Source organism: Chitinophaga sp. LS1 (genome assembly GCF_034274695.1).
Taxonomy (GTDB): Bacteria; Bacteroidota; Bacteroidia; order Chitinophagales; family Chitinophagaceae; genus Chitinophaga.
The window spans coordinates 3462972-3481178 of the sequence record NZ_CP128362.1; the positions used below are offsets into that span (position 1 = coordinate 3462972).

The window sequence follows — 18207 nt, forward strand, 5'->3', positions numbered from 1 at the left end:
TGTTGAAATTTTATATCTAATTGATTATGACGCCTGAACGTAGAGAAAGATTATTATTCGTACTGAATAGACGCCAGGCTGGCCTTACGGTAGTACTGGATAATATAGAAGATCCACACAATGTTTCTGCAATAATGCGTACCTGCGATGCGGTAGGTATCCAGGAAATTTATGTGGTGACTACCAAGGCACCAAGGGTGAAGAAATGGGGGATTAAAAGTTCGTCCAGTGCTGTTAAATGGCTGACGATTCATCAGTTTACCGATGTACGGGAATGTATTAAAGTATTAAAGCAGCGATATGATAAATTGATGACGACTCATCTGGCACATGGTGCGGTGAGTCTGTATGATATTGATTTTACAGGTTCTGTAGCATTGGTATTTGGGAATGAGCAGACAGGGGTGTCGGAGGAATTAAGGGCTGCTGCGGATGGTAATTTTATTATTCCACAAATGGGAATTATTCGATCATTAAACGTATCGGTAGCGTGTGCGGTGAGTATCTATGAAGCCATGAGGCAAAAGACGCTGGCAGGGCATTATGATAAAAGAAATTTACCTGATGAACAATTTAATACCCTGTTAGATGAATGGGGATATGAAGAAGAATAAAAATAAAAAAAGCTGTTGCGATCTGCAACAGCTTTTTTATTTTAAAGACGTTTGAATTAAGCACTACATGTCACACAACCCTCTTCCATGGTGCACACTGCACCTTCAATTATCTCCACCTCATCTAACTTCGGGTCTACTTTCTTTTCACCAACAGATGCTGTAGCAGCAATCACTGGCTCCATATTCTGACCACCCTGTTTCTCTACTGTAAACTGTACAGCCTGTGTAGCAGCCTGTGTACGCAGATAATACATACCGGTTTTCAAACCTCTCTTCCATGCGTGGAAGTGCATAGATGTCAGCTTAGCAGCAGAAGGTGTATCTACGAACAGGTTCAGTGACTGAGACTGGCATATAAATGCACCACGATCTGCAGCCATATCGATGATCGTACGTTGTTTGATTTCCCAAACAGTTTTATACAGCGCTTTGATGTTAGTTGGAATTTCCTGGATGTTCTGGATAGACCCGTTTGCCGCAATGATCTTGTTCTTCATATCATTATCCCACAGGCCGAGTTCTACCAGATCTTTCAGCAGGTGTTTGTTCACTACCACAAATTCACCACTCAGTACACGACGGGTGTAGATGTTGGAAGTATATGGTTCAAAACATTCGTTGTTACCAAGAATCTGAGAAGTAGATGCTGTAGGCATTGGTGCCAGCAACAGGGAGTTGCGGATACCATGCTTTTTGATGGCTGCTTTCAGCGAAGTCCAATCCCAGCGTGCAGAAGGTGTTACACCCCACATATCAAACTGCAGAATACCTTTTGAGGCAGGTGAGCCTGGGAAGGTTTCGTAAGCGCCTTCTTTTACAGCCAGATCTTTGGAAGCGGTGAGGCCTGCAAAGTAGATAGTTTCAAAGATATCTTTGTTCAGCTGTTTAGCTTCTTCACTTTCAAATGGATAACGCATCAGGATAAAGGCATCTGCCAGACCCTGTACACCTAGTCCGATAGGACGGTGACGCAGGTTGGAGTTACGCGCCTGTTCAACCGGATAAAAGTTATTATCAATGATGCGGTTCAGGTTGATCGCTACCTGATAAGTCACATCAAATAAACGCTGGTGATCAAATTTACCATCGATCACAAAGCGAGGCAGTGCCAGAGATGCGAGGTTACATACAGCTACTTCGTTGGCATCAGTATATTCGATGATTTCTGTACATAGGTTCGAACTCTTGATAGTACCCAGGTTCTGCTGGTTCGATTTGCTATTGGCAGCATCTTTATACAGCAGGTAAGGGTTACCGGTTTCAATTTGTGCATCGAGAATAGCGAACCACAGGTCCTGTGCTTTCACAGTTTTGCGTGCGCGGTTTTCGCTTTCATATTGTGTATATAATTTCTCGAAAGCTTCACCCCAGCACTCGTGCAGTCCTGGTGCTTCGTGAGGACAGAACAGGCTCCAGTCGCCATTTTCTTCCACACGCTTCATGAACAGGTCTGGTACCCATAGTGCATAGAACAGGTCTCTTGCACGCATTTCTTCTTTACCATGGTTCTTGCGCAGATCCAGGAATTCGAAGATGTCTGCATGCCATGGTTCGAGGTAGATTGCGAAAGCGCCTTTACGCTTACCACCACCCTGGTCTACATAACGTGCAGTGTCGTTGAACACACGCAGCATAGGAATGATACCATTAGAAGTACCATTGGTACCACTGATGTATGAACCTGTAGCGCGGATGTTGTGAATGCTCAGACCAATACCGCCGGCACTCTGTGAGATCTTTGCAGTTTGCTTGAGGGTATCATATATACCTTCAATGCTATCGTCCTGCATGGTGAGCAGGAAGCAGCTGGACATCTGTGGCTTAGGCGTACCTGCATTGAACAGGGTAGGCGTAGCATGTGTGAACCAGCGTTCGCTCATCAGGTTATATGTTTTGATAGCAGCGTCGATATCCTCTTTGTGTATACCAACTGCCACACGCATCAACATATGTTGTGGACGTTCCGCCACTTTCCCATCTATCTTTAATAAGTAAGAACGTTCCAGTGTTTTGAAACCGAAATAATCGAATGCGAAATCACGGTCGTAAATTATATTGGAGTCGAGAATCTCTGCATTATTACTGATGATTTCCATCACATCATCAGAGATCAGTGGTGCTGGTTTGCCGACTTTAGGATCGATATAATCATACAGGTTCTTCATTGTCTGGGAGAATGATTTCACTGTATTTTTATGGAGGTTACTTACTGCAATGCGTGAAGCCAGCAGTGCGTAATCAGGATGTTTGGTAGTAAGCGAGGCGGCTGTTTCTGCAGCCAGATTATCCAGCTCAGTAGTATTCACTCCATCATATAAACCTTGAATCACTTTCTTGGCAACGTCGATGGCATCTACATAATCCGCATTTAATCCATAACAAAGCTTTTCAACGCGGGCAGTGATCTTGTCAAACTTTACCGCTTCTTTGCGACCGTCGCGCTTAATTACAAACATGGTTAAATGAATTTAAAGGTTAGTATAATCGAATATGTGTTGGCAAAAAAAATGTCAGCTTATAGCTTGCAATTATTATGCCTTTATACATGAATCCGGTAATTAATTAGAAATCTTCATCGAGTCTGAAAGTCTGAGTATCTTTTCCAGACATTACACCTGCTTTCTGATAGTCACCCACGCGTTTTTCGAAGAAGTTGGTTTTACCCTGCAGAGAAATCATCTCCATGAAATCAAACGGATTTGCAGTATTAAATATTTTACTATAACCTAATTCTGATAACCAGCGGTCTGCCACGAATTCAATGTATTCGGCCATCAGCTTACTGTTCATGCCAATCAGTGCTACAGGCAGCGCATCGATAATAAATTCTTTTTCTATTTCTACTGCGTTGGATATAATATGGTGAACCTGTTCTTCCGATAATTTTTGTTCCAGCATGCTATAGAGCAAACAAGCAAATTCACAATGCAATCCTTCATCACGGCTAATCAATTCATTGGAGAATGTCAACCCTGGCATTAATCCTCTTTTCTTGAGCCAGAAGATAGAACAGAAGCTACCGGAGAAAAAGATACCTTCTACCGCAGCAAATGCTACCAGGCGTTCTGCAAAGTTGCCATTCTCAATCCAGCGCAGTGCCCATTCTGCTTTTTTCTTTACAGCGGGTACTGTATCGATGGCATGGAACAGGCGGTCTTTTTCAACCGGATCTTTTACGTAAGTATCGATCAGTAATGCGTATGTTTCAGAGTGGATGTTTTCCATCATGATCTGAAAACCATAAAAACAACGAGCTTCTGGTAATTGTACTTCACTCATGAAGTTAACAGCCAGATTTTCATTTACAATGCCATCACTGGCAGCAAAAAATGCGAGTACGTGTGTAATAAAGTGACGTTCACCATCATTCAGATTAGCCCAGTCTTTCAGGTCCCCACTCAGATCTATTTCTTCAGCTGTCCAGAAACTGGCTTCGTGCTTTTTGTATTTTTCCCATACAGCCGGATAATTGATAGGCAGCAATACAAAGCGATCCTTATTTTCCTTCAACAGGAGTTCATTCTCGTAGTTCATCAACTCAATTAATTTAATTATGGTTAACGTATATAGACATGCCAGGACATTACGGAAAGGAGACGTTCCCGCCAATTTATTTGCTATGAACCCTTTTTCTGAAATACCCTTATTATACGCTGGTTTGTTCAGGACAGGTGGATTGCGCTGGTAATGTTTTCTCGGGGCACAACTTCGCCATGAACTTATACAAATGTAATGATGATCTTCGCTGGCTATATTTTAAGTTATTAACGACCTGTGGAAAACACATGTGTGTAATTATAGAATGAAGCAGGATAGGGGTATTCGCGAATGTTAATTCTATCCGCAATCGTTTTGCACATAGAAAATAATTTAGATATTATTTAGTTTTTTTTCCGGAAAACAGGCTAAAATTTCACCAATTTTTTGTTAATTCATTTACTACCAGTAGAATAAAAAAAGATATTTGTGCAATATTAGCATAAAGTATAATCATTCATTATGTCGGCACCCGTACTCCATTTAAAAAATGTGATTAAAGCCTATGAAGATCATGTAGTTCTGAATATCCCTGATCTCCAATTAGAATATGGAACCTATTGGTTATTAGGGGGAAATGGAGCCGGCAAGACTACCAGCATGAAAGTAATGGCTGCACTGATACCCTGTGAGGGCGAAATCAGTGTGGAAAACGTGCGGGCAAAGCAGCAACCTGTACAATTTAGACGTATGGTGAACTATGCAGAAGCTGAGCCTGTTTATCCTGGTTTCCTCACAGGAAAAGACCTGGTCAGTTTGTACCTGAAAACCAAGGGCAAAGGATATAAAGAACTGGATGAGATCATATACTCATTAGGTATCCACGAGTTTATTCACAGGCCGGTGAGCGGGTACTCCAGTGGTATGTTGAAAAAGCTGTCACTGGTACTGGCTTTTGCTGGTATGCCAAAGGTTATTTTGCTCGATGAGCCGCTGATCACTTTGGATGTTCAAACCGTTCCTTTGATCAATCATCTTGTGGAGGAATTCCATACGAAGTTTGGAGTTACTTTTATTATTAGTTCACATCAGCCAGTTTCGGGCAGTTCTATCCGCTTACAGGTACAGGATAAAAATATTGTAGCAGCTCATGGCGTTATCTAAAATATTTACTGCCCGCTTTTATGCAAGTAATGCGGCCATCTTTTTCCTGGTATTTTATTTCTTTTTTGGAATAGTACCAGGCAATATGTTGCTTTCGTATCACCTCACACTGATCAGGGGTTTTACCAGCAATACAGACTTTCTATTCCTTGTATTATCAGGTTGGGCTATTTACAATGTGAAGTGCGCGTTTTTTGTTTTGAAAACATTAAGTGCCAGAGAATCGTTGTACCTGTATGGAACATTGGGGGTGTTGGATGGTACAAGTAAATGGACCACCTGGTACCGTATACATTTCTCATTGTATTTACCTGCACTTGCATATAGTGCAGTTGCCGTATGCGTAGCATGGAAAGATAAGCATATAGGTGCTGCTGCTGTTATTGTATTATTCCAGTTACTGATGACAGTAATACCATTGTATTTTTATGATTATAGAATAAAACGGCCGGGTACTACTTCTATCTTTATCAGGTGGCAACAAAAACTGAATCGCTTATTTACTAAACCATTGTGGGCATATTATGTGTATGAGTTGTTGAATAATGGTAGCCGTTCACTGTTTATAACCAAAGGGGTGACTGGGCTCATCATCATTGTTACTTATTCACTGATGGAACAGCCATATGAATTGCGGTTTATGCTGGTAGGACTGTTACTGGTATTACTGGCACATACGGTGCTGGTGTTTAATCACAGGCAATTTGATGATCTGAAGTTATCCATGACTGTACAATTCCCTTTGCCCTTGTGGAAAAGGTATGGACATACATCGTTAGCATATTTCGTGTTGTTGTTGCCTGAATTTATTTTCCTGGCAGTGAGAACTTATCAGGTTGCTGGTCCATTAGATCAGTTGTTGTTTATCTGCGTGAGTGTATCGATGTTGGTGATGTGGAGAAAGTTGTTATATTTTTCAAAACTGGACCAGGATAAATATTTTCGCTGGGTATTGATTTCAGTAGTAGTCGCTTTGTTTATGATATTAGGTTATTGGTACTGGTACCTTGTCATTGTATTGCAGGTGCTGGCCTTTACTATATTCAGTATAAGGTATTATAAGTACGAACCGCCGCTGGCAGAAGTACAGTAACCCTTCTCATTTTCTTAGAAAGTCTCTCATTTTGAGAGGCTTTTTTTTGTGCGTAAAAATGAGCATTTTGTTGAAAGGCTTGTCAATAAAGCGTTTGGTTATTCTATGCCAGAACCGGAACAATTTTCGGCTATTATCCGGCATCGAATAAACTTATACAAAATGAACAACCTTTTAAGCGTACTTTTATTTGCATCTGTCCAAACATTCGCCCAGACGCCTGATACGACCAAAGTTCCTTTTAGCGGCATGGATATGACCTGGCAAAATGGTAATGACAGAAGGGATCAACCCAACCTGCAATCAAAGTATGTGACCGGCATCGTGATGCTGGATGTGAACTACACACATTCTTTCAACAATCCAAATGACAACACCGTAGTAGGTTCTACTGCACTGGCACGTAACAATGAGGTACAGGTTTCCAGTGCTGCATTGGGCGGTGAGTTTAATTACAATGGCGCCAGAGGTCGTATCATCACTCAATTTGGTACCCGTTCTATCGTCGTACCACGCAATGATTACAGTGTGTACAGAGGACAATATCAATTGGCTGATGCATACCGATATATCAGTGAGGCTTATGCAGGGTATCACTTCAACAAGTGGTATGGTATCAATGTGGATGCTGGTATGTTCATGTCTTATATCGGTCTGAACTCCTATTATCAGGTTGAAAACTGGGAATATCAGGCTAGCTTTACATCTGATAATACCCCCTGGTTTTTCAATGGTGTACGTGTACAGATCTTTCCTACCAAACACCTGAAAATAGAACCATGGCTCATCAATGGCTGGCAGAGTTATGGTAAATTCAATGCCATGCCTGGACTGGGTTTTAACATTACCTATGCACCAAATGACAATGTGAAACTGATCACCAACAACTACTATGGTTCCGATGCTGCCATGATTGCTGACCGTAAGCGTTTCCACTCAGACAATAGTTTCCTGTACAGATATTATAACAAGCCAAATTCAAACGGTATAACAAAAATGGCTTTTTCCATGACCGGTGACATTGGTTTTGAAAAAGGTGGTGGTGTGAATGGTTTTTCCAATGGCGATAGTACTAAAGGGCCAGCGCAATATTTCTTAAGCGCTATGTTCTATAACCGTACCTGGTTTGCCCATGATCATTTTGCATGGACAATAGGTGGTGGGGTGATGAAAAACCCTGGACGGTACCTGGTACTGTATCCTACAGGTCAGGCAAGCCCACTGCCTGATCCGGCAGATCCTACTAAAACAGAAGGCGCTTATCCTTTCTCTGCAAACCCCGGCGATCAGTTTGCCGCATGGGATTGTAGTACAAACCTTGACTGGATGCCTAATCAAAACCTGACTTTCAGAATCGAGTATGTGCACAGACATGCAAGCGTACCTTACTTCGCAGGAAAGGGCGGCGTGACTTCTCCTACAGGGTATACCACCACTCCATTGCCGGCGGACTGGCGTCCTGACCTGGTGAAATCAGAAGACCGGATTATTTGTGCGATATTATTCAGGCTGTAAATAATCAATTATATTCCTAAGAGAACCCGGATGAGGGTTGCCACCCGGCAACCCTCATTGATATTTATAATTTCAAATTGACTATATTCGTAATTCGAGTGCGTAAACTTGGGGGACTGATCAACCAATGTCGTTAATTGAAATTATAAATGGGTTTATTTTCCAGAATATTTGGTAAGCGTAGCGAACTCGCTTCCAATGAGCAACTACCTGTAGTACATGTTCCAGATTCGGATGAGCGAATGAACTGGGCAATAGAAAAAGCAAGGGCTACCATGCATCACTTTCAGGATAGCCTGTCTGAGCCAACACCTGCACAACAATACTTTTCAGTAAAAGTACTGATCGATGATGGCACCAGCCGTGAGCATATATGGCTGACTACCCCCAGCTTTGACGACGAAGGCAACCTTTATGGCGAGGTTGGCAACAAACCTGTTTATGTGAGTTCTGTATCCATCAATCAACGTATCGGTATCGATCCGCAATTCATCACCGACTGGATGATCATTGAAAATGGCCGTCTGATAGGTGGTTATACTATCCGCGCTATTCGTGAAGGTTTGCCGGATCATGAGGTGGCGGATTTTGACAGACAGGTAGGCTTGTATATCGATGAGGGCGTTGACTATTTTGCCCATGACTTTTCCACACCGGAAGGGGCGATCCTGTGCCTGGAAGATGCTTATGATGAACAGGATATTGAAAAAGCTGTATCCTGCAAAAATTTCTATGAAGAAGCCAGGTTGCTGCTCAGGAAAATGAATGACAGGTTCAACAGTCCTGAAATCGTCGAGGCTACTGCCGAAGTACTCCGGCTTTCTTTTATCAAAAACCTTGAAGAAAAAGGGTTTCCTGTATTCCACAACTTACTCCGGGCTTTCCCTGCCAGAACGAAAATCACTGATAACCTATATCTCATTACAGAATTTTGTATTTTCCCTGATGGGGGAAAAAGTCGCCAACAATTGTATACCTTCAGGGATGAAGATGGCTGGAAAGTGTTGAATGTTGCAGAGTAATAAACAAATAATTTATGAAGCAGTTAATCCGTTACAGTCTGTTATGTATGGGACTGTTATCCACGTGTATGTCTACCGCCCAGCAGCTGCTCAATGTGGGCGTAGCAGGTCTCAATCATGATCATGTGCATTTGCTCATGCATCAGTTCAAAGAAGGTAAGGTACGCATAGCCGGTATTGCAGAGGCAGATACTGCACTGGTAGCAAGGTACAAAAGGAGTTACCACCTGCCTGATTCCATTTTTTATCCAAGTCTGGATGCCATGCTGGCCAAAGTGCATCCCGATGCTGTACTGGGTTACAACCCAGTGGCGGAGCATGTATTGGTCGTAGAAGCCTGTGCACCAAAAGGTATTCCTGTGATGGTAGAAAAGCCACTCGCCACCACAGTGGCACAGGCTACCCGTATAGCTGCGCTGGCGGAGAAATACCACATTCCTGTGCTTACCAATTACGAAACTACCTGGTACAGCACCAATCAGCAAGTGTATGAGCTGGTGAAGAAAAATGCCATCGGTCCGGTAAGGAAAATGATCGTGCATGATGGGCATGAAGGCCCGATAGAAATCGGATGTAGCAAGGATTTTACTAACTGGTTGACGGATCCTGTGAAAAACGGGGGAGGAGCAATCGTAGATTTTGGTTGCTATGGCGCTAACCTGATGACATGGCTCATGGATGGCAAAGCACCTATTGCTGTAACAGCGGTGGCGCGTCATATCAAACCATCGGTGTATCCTAAGGTGGATGATGATGCCACAATTCTGCTGGAGTACCCTGATGCTACCGGTATTATTGAAGCCAGCTGGAACTGGCCATTTAGTATCAAAGACTGGGAGGTATTTGGTAAGAGCGGCTATTTACATGCCCTGAATGCCAATCAGCTGCAGCAAAGACAAAAAGATAGTACACAGTCGCTGACAGTGCCTGTACCCGCATATACCGATAACCTCACTTACCTGGCAGCTGTGTTAAATGGTACGATACAACCGGGTCATGATCTTTCTTCCCTGAATAATAACCTGATTGTAGTAAAGATATTGGAGGCTGCGAGAAAGTCGGCGAAGGAGGGAAAGAGACAGGAAATCAACAAGCTATAAACAGGTCCGGACCAGCTGCATCTACAAGCCGGTTTAAACCACTCTACGCTATGAAACGCTACTTCATGCCGCTGCTGGTGCTGCTTTGCCAGCTTAGCTATGCACAACAAATAACCCCCACTTTATTTGCCCATCCTCCTGCCAGTGCCGGTATCCGTTGCTGGTGGTGGTGGCTCAATGGCAATGTGACCAAAAAAAGCATTACCCTCGATCTGGAAGCCATGAAAGCCAAAGGCTTCAGTGGCGCCTGTATTGTAGATGCAGGTGGACAGGATCAACGGGATAATGGCAATGTACCTGAAGGTCCTATGTTTGGTTCTCCGGAATGGGTGGCCTTGTTTCAGCATGCTGTAAAAGAAGCACACAGATTAGGATTGGAGCTAAGTATGAATATTCAAAGCGGCTGGAACCTGGGCGCGCCAGATGTAACTCCGCAGGAATCGACGAAGCATATTACCTGGTCTGATACCACCTTAACAGGCAATAAAACTATACAGGTACAGTTGGCTACGCCTCCTGCCAGACAAGGTTTTTACAGGGATATTGCCGTACTGGCATTTCCATGGAGAGATACAATTGGTATTCACCCACTGAAAGACCTGCATAAGAAAGCTGCTTTTGAAGAAGCTGGCTTTTCTGCTGCCGATACCCGATATTTGTTAAAGAATGACGTTGTAAGTAAAGCCAATGCATATCATTCCGAAGTAATTGACATCTCTGAATTTTTAGATCATACAGGACGTTTGAAATGGAAAGCGCCGGCAGGAAAATGGGTGATCATGCGCTTTGGCTATACCAATAATGGCGCACACATTTCTACTGCCAGTGGCAAATGGCAAGGCCTTGTAATTGACTACATGAATGCAGACCATTTTGACAGATATTGGAATACCCATGTAAAACCACTGCTGGATGGGATTGGTGCAGATGCTGGTACTACATTGCGTTATCTACAAACGGATAGCTGGGAACTTGGTGGCATTAACTGGACTGAAAATTTCCGCAAGGAATTTCAGATCCGCAGAGGTTATGATCTGTTGCCCTACCTGCCTGTAGTAGCAGGGAAAATTATCGATAGCCCTGATTCCAGTAATCAGTTTCTGAATGATTTTAGAAAGACGATCGGTGACCTGGTGTCTGATTATCATTACAAAGTATTCAAAGCGCATGCAGCCAAATACGGCATGGGCATTGGCCCGGAATGTTCCGGTCCGCATGTTGGATTTTTTGATGGTTTGAAAAACTATGGACATAGCGACATCATGATGAGTGAATTCTGGGCGCCTTCTGCACACCGGCCGGATCCGGATAGCCGGTTTTTTGTAAAGCAGGCTGCGAGTGCTGCACATATTTACAATAAAACCCTTGTAGGCGCAGAAGCATTTACCACCATCGGAAAACACTGGAATGATGTGATCTGGCATGATCTGAAAAGCTCCTTTGACCATGAAGTGTGTGCAGGCTTGAACCTGGTATTTCTCCATACATTTACTTCATCTCCTGCCTCTATGGGAGAGCCGGGGCAGGAATATTTTGCAGGTACGCATTTAAACAGACATATTACCTGGTGGCCATATGCAGATGCGTTTTTCAATTACATGGCAAGGGTACAATACATGATGCAGCAAGGAAGATTTGTAGCAGATGTCGTGTATTACTATGGCGATCACGTACCGAATATTGCAAAGAATAAAGAGAGCGATCCCGCGCATGTATTGCCCTACAATGATTACGATGTGATCAATGAAGAACAGCTGATGAAAATGGAATTAAAGAATGGGTGGCTGGAATTGCCGGGTGGTATGCGATACAGAAAACTCGTAGTGCCGGCAGATTATAAATTATCTCCTGCTGTGCGGCAGAAAGTAAATGCATTGCAAACCAATGTACCACTAACCCCTGATTTTATTGGCGAAAATATTAACTGGATCCATCACCAGCAGGATAGCATAGATTATTACTTTGTAAGTAACAGCGCCGATACTGCCACGCACGTACAAGCCAGTTTTAGAATCACTGGCAGGCAACCAGAATACTGGGATCCTGTAACGGGAGAAATACGCCAAATTTCGGCTTTCAGACAAAAAGGGAATATGACTACCATACCGTTGAATTTCGCACCATATGGGGCTTATTTTGTTGTTTTCAGAAAGCCTGTACATGGAGATGGAAAAGCAGGTACGAACAATTATGTATTTATCCCCCAAGACACCATAAAAAGGCCCTGGCAGGTCCAATTTAAAGACATGCCTGTAAAGACATTCACCAAACTCGAAAGCTGGACCAATCATACAGATCCCGCTGTGAAATATTATTCCGGTGCTGCCACTTATCAACAGTCATTTAACTGGAATCGCACCTCAACTGATTCCATGTATATTGATCTTGGCAAGATACAGGATGTAGGTATTGCGCAGGTGAATTTAAATGGCAAAGACCTTGGTATCGTATGGACGCCTCCTTTCAGACTACCCATAAAATTGGATAAAGGCAAAAACGATCTGCAAATCATTGTTATCAACAGCTGGCGAAACCGCCTTGTCGGAGACAGGGGATTGCCGGAAGCGCAACGCATTACTCACACTAATATCTTTATCCGACCCGAGTGGAATTTACTCCCCGCAGGATTGCTGGGACCAGTGGTAATTGGCCGCCTGACTGAACAATAGCGCGATTCATTAATTTTTTTTTGGACAACACTCCACCATATTTATTATATTTGGTTGATTAAGATAAAAGCACAAGCCCCAAAATTCGAGATACCAAACGAAATTGTAAAACCACAACCCCAAAATTTGAATGTTATGTCCATTACAGACATTATCTACACCGTAATTGCCGGTGGTCTTCTTGGCGCTATAGGCCAGGGAATCCGAATCGCAGTAGGACTTAAAAAATTAAGTGATTCCAACGCACAGCAGGTAGCAGCAGGCAGTACGCCTGAAAAAATGGATGCAGGACGCCTCTGGGTCAGTATCTTCATCGGCTTTGTAGCTGGTGCCATTGGTATGATTATCAAAGGTACCTCACTCAAAACTGCAGATGGTTACCAGACAGAAGCCATCGTGACCATTATTGCCATCGGCTATGCAGGCGCAGACTTTATTGAAGGCTTCTTCCAGACTTACCTGAATAAGGTGAAAGCTGTTGTACCTGCCGCACCAGTCACGATCACCGCCACGCCCCCGGTGACTGTATCAGTTGAACAAGCAACCCCTGTGAACGAAGAACCAGAGCTGGTTGCAGATGAATATACCCCACAACATAACAATGCATTAGGATGAGTATCATACCAAAATTAAGCCCCAATTTCACCCCAGGAAGAAAGAATTACACCCCATTTGCCATCGTTATCCACATCATGGATGGTACGCTGGCCGGCACTGACAGCTGGTTCAGTAATCCTGCTTCCAAAGTTTCTGCCCACTATGGCGTAGGCCAGCAGGGCGAAGTACATCAATATGTGCAGGAAACAGACAGTGCCTGGCATGCAGGCCGTGTGTACACGCCTTCATGGACACTGATCAAAACTTCCAATGGTCAGTACATCAATCCAAACTATTACACCATCGGTATCGAACACGAAGGGAAAGGCGATACTCCATGGACAGATGCCATGTATGCCGCCAGTGCGGCCCTGGTACGCGACATCGCTGATCGCTGGCATATTCCGCTGGACAGACAACATGTAGTCGGTCATCACGAAATCTATGGCGCTAAAACCTGCCCTGGTACAAAGGTCGATCTCAATAAACTGATCGCACTGGCCAGTGGTAATCAGCCTACACCTGTGAACGATGACGATGATGGCGACATCCCACAAAAAGTAAAAACCACAGGTAAAGTTACTTCCCGCTCACGGCTCAATATCCGCGCTACCCCTGATACACACAAGGCTCCCATCAATATAGTGGAACCAGGTATCCAACTGGCTTACGACGGCTATGTGAACAACGGTGAGAAGATCAATGATAACAGCAAATGGTACTTTACTGAAGAAGGGAGCTGGTTCTGGAGCGGAGGAGTGAGATAACCTATACAACCCCAAATAATAAGTTATGGAAAAACTGTTAGACTTGTTAAAGTCTTTCGCAGGCTTTTTGTTTTATCATTACAAAGGATTGTATAATGAACTGAACAAAGCCCGGGATCACGTGCCCCTACGGTACATGATCAGTGACTTTGTAAGTGTGCTCCGGAGCTGTGGTATGTTCGTTACGCTGCATGCGATAGCCTTATTGGTGTTTACCGTATTGCCACAAGGGAGAGATGTACTGCTGATAGTTGTTGAAGAAATTGCCGTCCAGCACCATGTAGGTAATCTACTATGGTTGCTGGGCGGTGCTTTTATATGGAGTGTGGTATCGGAATATGGTAGCCGGTATGCTATCTATGTTACTGACCATTCTGGCAAGAGCCTCTCTGATGAAAGAGTACTATGGCGCAAAGCTGTGCAGAAGACCATTGCACAAACTTCATTGTTGATGCCTTACTTCATTCTTTTATTAGGTTTTGTGATCAATTATATCGGTGAAAATACACTGAACCCGAATCAACGTAACTGGGGATTTGGCATCCCGATGGGATGTTTGCTCCTGTTAGTGAACCTTGTAGCAAGGGCGTATTTTCTGGATGAAAAAAAGGAGGGTCCGGACGACGTTATTTTAGATCCAACGTCAGGTGAGCTGGTGTCAAAAAAGCCATCTGGTGTCATGTCTTTCCTACGCCTGCCTAAACAGGAAATGGAGTGGTGCAATAAGCTGATCGGGATTTATAATGACTATGTATTTCAGTTGCGCAAGCCATCTAATTTCTCTGACAATATCAATAGCCGATACGAAGAGTTTACGGAGCAGTTTTTAAATCTGCCCCGCGCAGCGCAAAGCGAATTTCTGAAAGACCCTGACAAAATGCCACCGGAGACGATTGTACCTGCTTCATTTGTACCATCGCCTACAGGATTGATACAGGATGATAAGCCTGATTCGATGTACAGATGGATTTACCGGATCCCATTGAAATTTTATAAACAGCTGCACCTGCAATTAAAGATCATTGCCATCACCAGCCTCAGTATATTCCTCATTGTAAGTATACTGCCTATCCGGTATTATGAAAAGATTGGTGCACCCGGTCTTGTTATCTTTGCATTTGCCTGCTGGATCGGTATTTATATCGGTTTATTATATGTGGATTATGCATTGCTGAGAACAAAACCTTTTTCATTGCGCATCACTTTGGTGGTCGTGCTGGTCCTCTCTTCACTCCTGAATAATGATCATCCTGTACGGTATGACAGCGAAAGCAATTATGATCGCAGACCCCTGATGTCTACCCATTTTGATAACTGGTTTGAGCAATATAAATCGGAAGGAGATCACAGATATTTTTTCAGTTGGGTAAAAGATACAGCTGGTAAGCCCATACCTAAATACCCGGTAGTATTTGTGTGTGCAGAAGGTGGCGCTTTGAGAACAGGCGCCTTCACTTCTCTGATGCTGAGTTTTTTGCAGGAGAGCCTGGCAAATGCACAGGATTCTGTATATAATAAATTACACCCGGATACATCAAAGGGTGCAAATATTATTCAACCTGTAGTGAGCCATCCATTCAATTTCAAAAGAGCTATTTATGCTTATTCAGGTGTATCGGGTGGTAGTCTTGGAATTGCATTTTTCAATGCGATGGCGTACCTCACTCCTGATAGTCTGCACAAAGTGGATTCCCTCACGAACATGACAGATTTATTTTTCCAGCAGGATTATTTATCGCCTGTGATCGGTAAGATGTTCTACGGTGATCTGCTCAATCTTTTATTGCCGTTTCAGATACCTGCATTTGACAGAGCCGCGGCATTGGAAAAAGTGTGGGAGAGTGGTTACAGACGAGTGGTGACCCCTGATGCCAGCAATATTTTTTCTGATAATTTCCAGAAGCTTTATTCGCCTAAAAATACCTTACCAGCCCTGTTTATTAACACTACTGAAGTGGAGACCGGATTGCAATGCTGGATGACAAATGTTAGGCCTGATAGTACGATGCTTTTATATCAGCGAAGAGATTTATTTAATAAGAAGATCCGGGGTGGTATCCGGTATAGTACTGTCGTTAATTTCAGTACACGCTTCCCATTGTTCTCCCCCGGTGGAAATTTAAAACAGGATGATGAAACCAAATATCATTACGTAGATGGAGGGTATGTGGAAAACACAGGCACCGGAACGATGCTGGAAGTATTAAAAACATTGAAAATAAAATCAAAAGCATTCAGGGATCGTGAGATCGTGCCTTTTGTATTTGTGCTCAGCTTCAGTGATTCCCGGGAGGCTGATACCAAGAACCTGAGTTTTGGGAATGAGTTGAGTGAAATACTGGCAGGCATTTACGATACACGTGCTGGTCGCTCGGCCATGGCCATGGATGAACTAAGACATTACACAGAGGATGAACTGCATGGGAAAGTGATTCAGCTCTCTATCGGTAAATCAGGTAGTCAGGTGCCATTGAACTGGGTATTATCCACAAATAGTCTGAATAACCTGAAAATGGATATCAAAGACAAATGGGAACACCGGGAGTTCAATGACCTGCGTAACCTGTACATTCTGAACAAAGATGTGAAGTGGGATTATTAAATCCTTTTTTCTCTCTTTACAAATTTCCTTCTGATCACGTCCTGTACCGGGATACCTTCAATCTTACTTTCCAACCAGGAGATGATGTCCAGGTACAGGAATGATCTTCTTTCGTAAGGATTTTGTGACAACTGCACCAGCTTTTCTTTCAGGCTGGCAAATGCACTTTTCAATGCTTTTGGATTAGCGTAAATATTCTTACGGAGGAACTTCAGTATCTCTTCCATCATTTGCCCAAGGTCTTTGTTCTTGGCAATGAAGTGGTAGACTGACTTAATCAGGTATTCAACCAGACTGTAATTTTCCAGTTCGTAGTGGGCAATGAGGTGTAGTATGCGTGCAAAACACTGGATATCTGCGCGAAGATTACCGATACGCAGGTGAATGATCTTGTTCAGGTACACGATCGCTTTGTTATTATCTCCACTACCAAAGTACAGGCAGGCGATCTTATAGTAAAAGAGCAATACCCTGTGCTGGTCTACCTTTAGTTGATGTTCTGCTATCTCTGCTTCCAGTTGTGGAATAATGCTCAATCCATCGCCGAAAGTACCTTCGAGGAAGTACCGGTTTATCCGCGCGGTGTATACATACACAAATGCGGTGGTCTTGGTATTTTCATTGAAGGTTTCATTGTTTTCGGAAATGAATGTTTCGAGGGTGCCCAGGTCACGGATAAATTTCTCGTGGTTGCTGGTATAAAACTGTGCGGTGAGCAGGTTGTGCATCGCCTTGATGTATAGCTCCACGTCCGTCTTTTGCAGGGAGGGGTACAATGTAAACAGGTCTACCCATTTGCGGGTGTATCTGTAAAACATCACAAAGTCCTGTAGGATATAGTAATACCAGCTATAGGCCTGGTACAGGTTGATCTTTTCATAAAAGCTCATATCCTGGTGGCTATTGGCCGGCAATTCCTTTTCGAAGAACAGTTTGACCATATTGGCATCCCGTTCATCCCGGGCATGACCCAGTTTGAGATAGAGGCCGTACATTCGCAGAGAGAGGGTAGATAGCTTGCTGATGTTGCTCAGTTTCTGCTCTATCACCCGGCTTTCCTCACTCAGTTCGTCGGCCCGGTTTTCCAGGCTACGGGTGATGTGACGGCTTTCGATGAGTTTTTCGAATTCTATGATCTCGTAACTGAGCATCACTTCTTCCTGTTCTATGGCCATGGACTTGGCTTTGGAGAGGAGTTTCAGACTCTGGTTATAGAGCCCCTTGCTATACAGTACCCGGGCGTAGTCCAATTGTTCCCGGAGGTCGATCAGGGGATCTTTTTGCTTGTAGAGCAGGCGGAGGGTGGTCAGCAACTGCTTGTACAGGTGAGCTTTTACATTGCTCAACTGTTGTTTCTTAATAGCGGGTATTTTCTTCAGTATCAGTTCCTCATCATACTCCTTCAGTTTGTCCAAAGTATTAAAAAGCTGAATGAATAAAACGTCTTCCTTAGAGTTATTTTTGTTGAAAGCAAGCTGGAAATTCCGTTTTTCTGCTTTGGTGAGCGTTTTTATCAGTATAAAGAGCGCATCATGCTGATTGTTGGACATCGTTTATAATATGTTATAATTGACTGACAATCAA

13 protein-coding genes are annotated in these 18207 nt (G+C 43.4%); 10 read left to right on the forward strand and 3 right to left on the reverse strand.

The window, feature by feature from the left end; translation table 11 throughout:
* The first annotated feature begins 26 nt into the window (after positions 1-26).
* Positions 27-614, forward strand: a complete 588-nt coding sequence (locus tag QQL36_RS14415; RefSeq protein WP_083720737.1) for a TrmH family RNA methyltransferase — start codon at positions 27-29, stop codon at positions 612-614.
* Positions 615-670: 56 nt separating this feature from the next.
* Here the strand turns inward: QQL36_RS14415 and QQL36_RS14420 are convergent, their stop codons facing one another.
* Together QQL36_RS14420 and QQL36_RS14425 are read right to left on the reverse strand one after the other, a co-directional pair.
* A complete protein-coding gene (locus QQL36_RS14420; RefSeq protein ID WP_321570090.1) occupies positions 671-3073 on the reverse strand; it encodes a ribonucleoside-diphosphate reductase subunit alpha in 2403 nt (800 codons plus the stop codon).
* A gap of 106 nt (positions 3074-3179) precedes the next feature.
* On the reverse strand, positions 3180-4151 hold the full coding sequence (locus QQL36_RS14425; RefSeq protein WP_083720733.1) for a ribonucleoside-diphosphate reductase small subunit: 972 nt from the start codon (positions 4149-4151) through the stop codon (positions 3180-3182).
* A 465-nt stretch (positions 4152-4616) separates the two neighbouring features.
* Between QQL36_RS14425 and QQL36_RS14430 the strand changes: the two genes are divergently transcribed.
* The 9 genes from QQL36_RS14430 to QQL36_RS14470 all read left to right on the forward strand — a co-directional run bounded on the left by QQL36_RS14430 (position 4617) and on the right by QQL36_RS14470 (position 16623).
* Entirely contained in the window at positions 4617-5258 is a 642-nt protein-coding gene (locus QQL36_RS14430) for an ATP-binding cassette domain-containing protein (RefSeq protein ID WP_083720732.1), read from the forward strand.
* A complete protein-coding gene (locus QQL36_RS14435; protein ID WP_321570091.1) occupies positions 5245-6351 on the forward strand; it encodes a hypothetical protein in 1107 nt (368 codons plus the stop codon). The genes QQL36_RS14430 and QQL36_RS14435 overlap by 14 nt, the downstream gene beginning before the upstream one ends.
* A 162-nt stretch (positions 6352-6513) precedes the next feature.
* Positions 6514-7866, forward strand: a complete 1353-nt coding sequence (locus tag QQL36_RS14440; protein WP_083720728.1) for an outer membrane beta-barrel protein — start codon at positions 6514-6516, stop codon at positions 7864-7866.
* Positions 7867-8015: 149 nt separating this feature from the next.
* Positions 8016-8888: a YegJ family protein gene (locus QQL36_RS14445; protein ID WP_083720726.1), complete on the forward strand. Its 873-nt coding sequence runs from the start codon at positions 8016-8018 to the stop codon at positions 8886-8888.
* Positions 8889-8902: 14 nt separating this feature from the next.
* Positions 8903-9988 (forward strand): Gfo/Idh/MocA family protein, encoded by a 1086-nt coding sequence (locus QQL36_RS14450; protein WP_083720724.1) that lies wholly within the window; start codon positions 8903-8905, stop codon positions 9986-9988.
* Positions 9989-10038: 50 nt separating this feature from the next.
* The gene (locus QQL36_RS14455; protein ID WP_321570092.1) at positions 10039-12657 is read left to right on the forward strand and encodes a glycosyl hydrolase; all 2619 of its coding nucleotides are present in this window, start codon (positions 10039-10041) and stop codon (positions 12655-12657) included.
* A gap of 135 nt (positions 12658-12792) precedes the next feature.
* Positions 12793-13272: a hypothetical protein gene (locus tag QQL36_RS14460; protein ID WP_083720721.1), complete on the forward strand. Its 480-nt coding sequence runs from the start codon at positions 12793-12795 to the stop codon at positions 13270-13272.
* Positions 13269-14021, forward strand: coding sequence for a peptidoglycan recognition family protein (locus tag QQL36_RS14465; RefSeq protein ID WP_321570093.1), 753 nt, complete (start codon positions 13269-13271; stop codon positions 14019-14021). Before QQL36_RS14460 ends, QQL36_RS14465 begins: the two co-directional genes overlap by 4 nt.
* Before the next feature lie 25 nt (positions 14022-14046).
* Positions 14047-16623 carry a hypothetical protein gene (locus QQL36_RS14470; protein ID WP_321570094.1) on the forward strand — a complete coding sequence of 859 codons (2577 nt, stop codon included), beginning with the start codon at positions 14047-14049 and terminating at the stop codon, positions 16621-16623.
* Here QQL36_RS14470 and QQL36_RS14475 read toward each other — a convergent pair.
* Positions 16620-18173, reverse strand: a complete 1554-nt coding sequence (locus QQL36_RS14475; protein WP_321570095.1) for a hypothetical protein — start codon at positions 18171-18173, stop codon at positions 16620-16622. The two genes, QQL36_RS14470 and QQL36_RS14475, sit on opposite strands and share 4 nt — an antisense overlap.
* Positions 18174-18207: the final 34 nt, after the last annotated feature.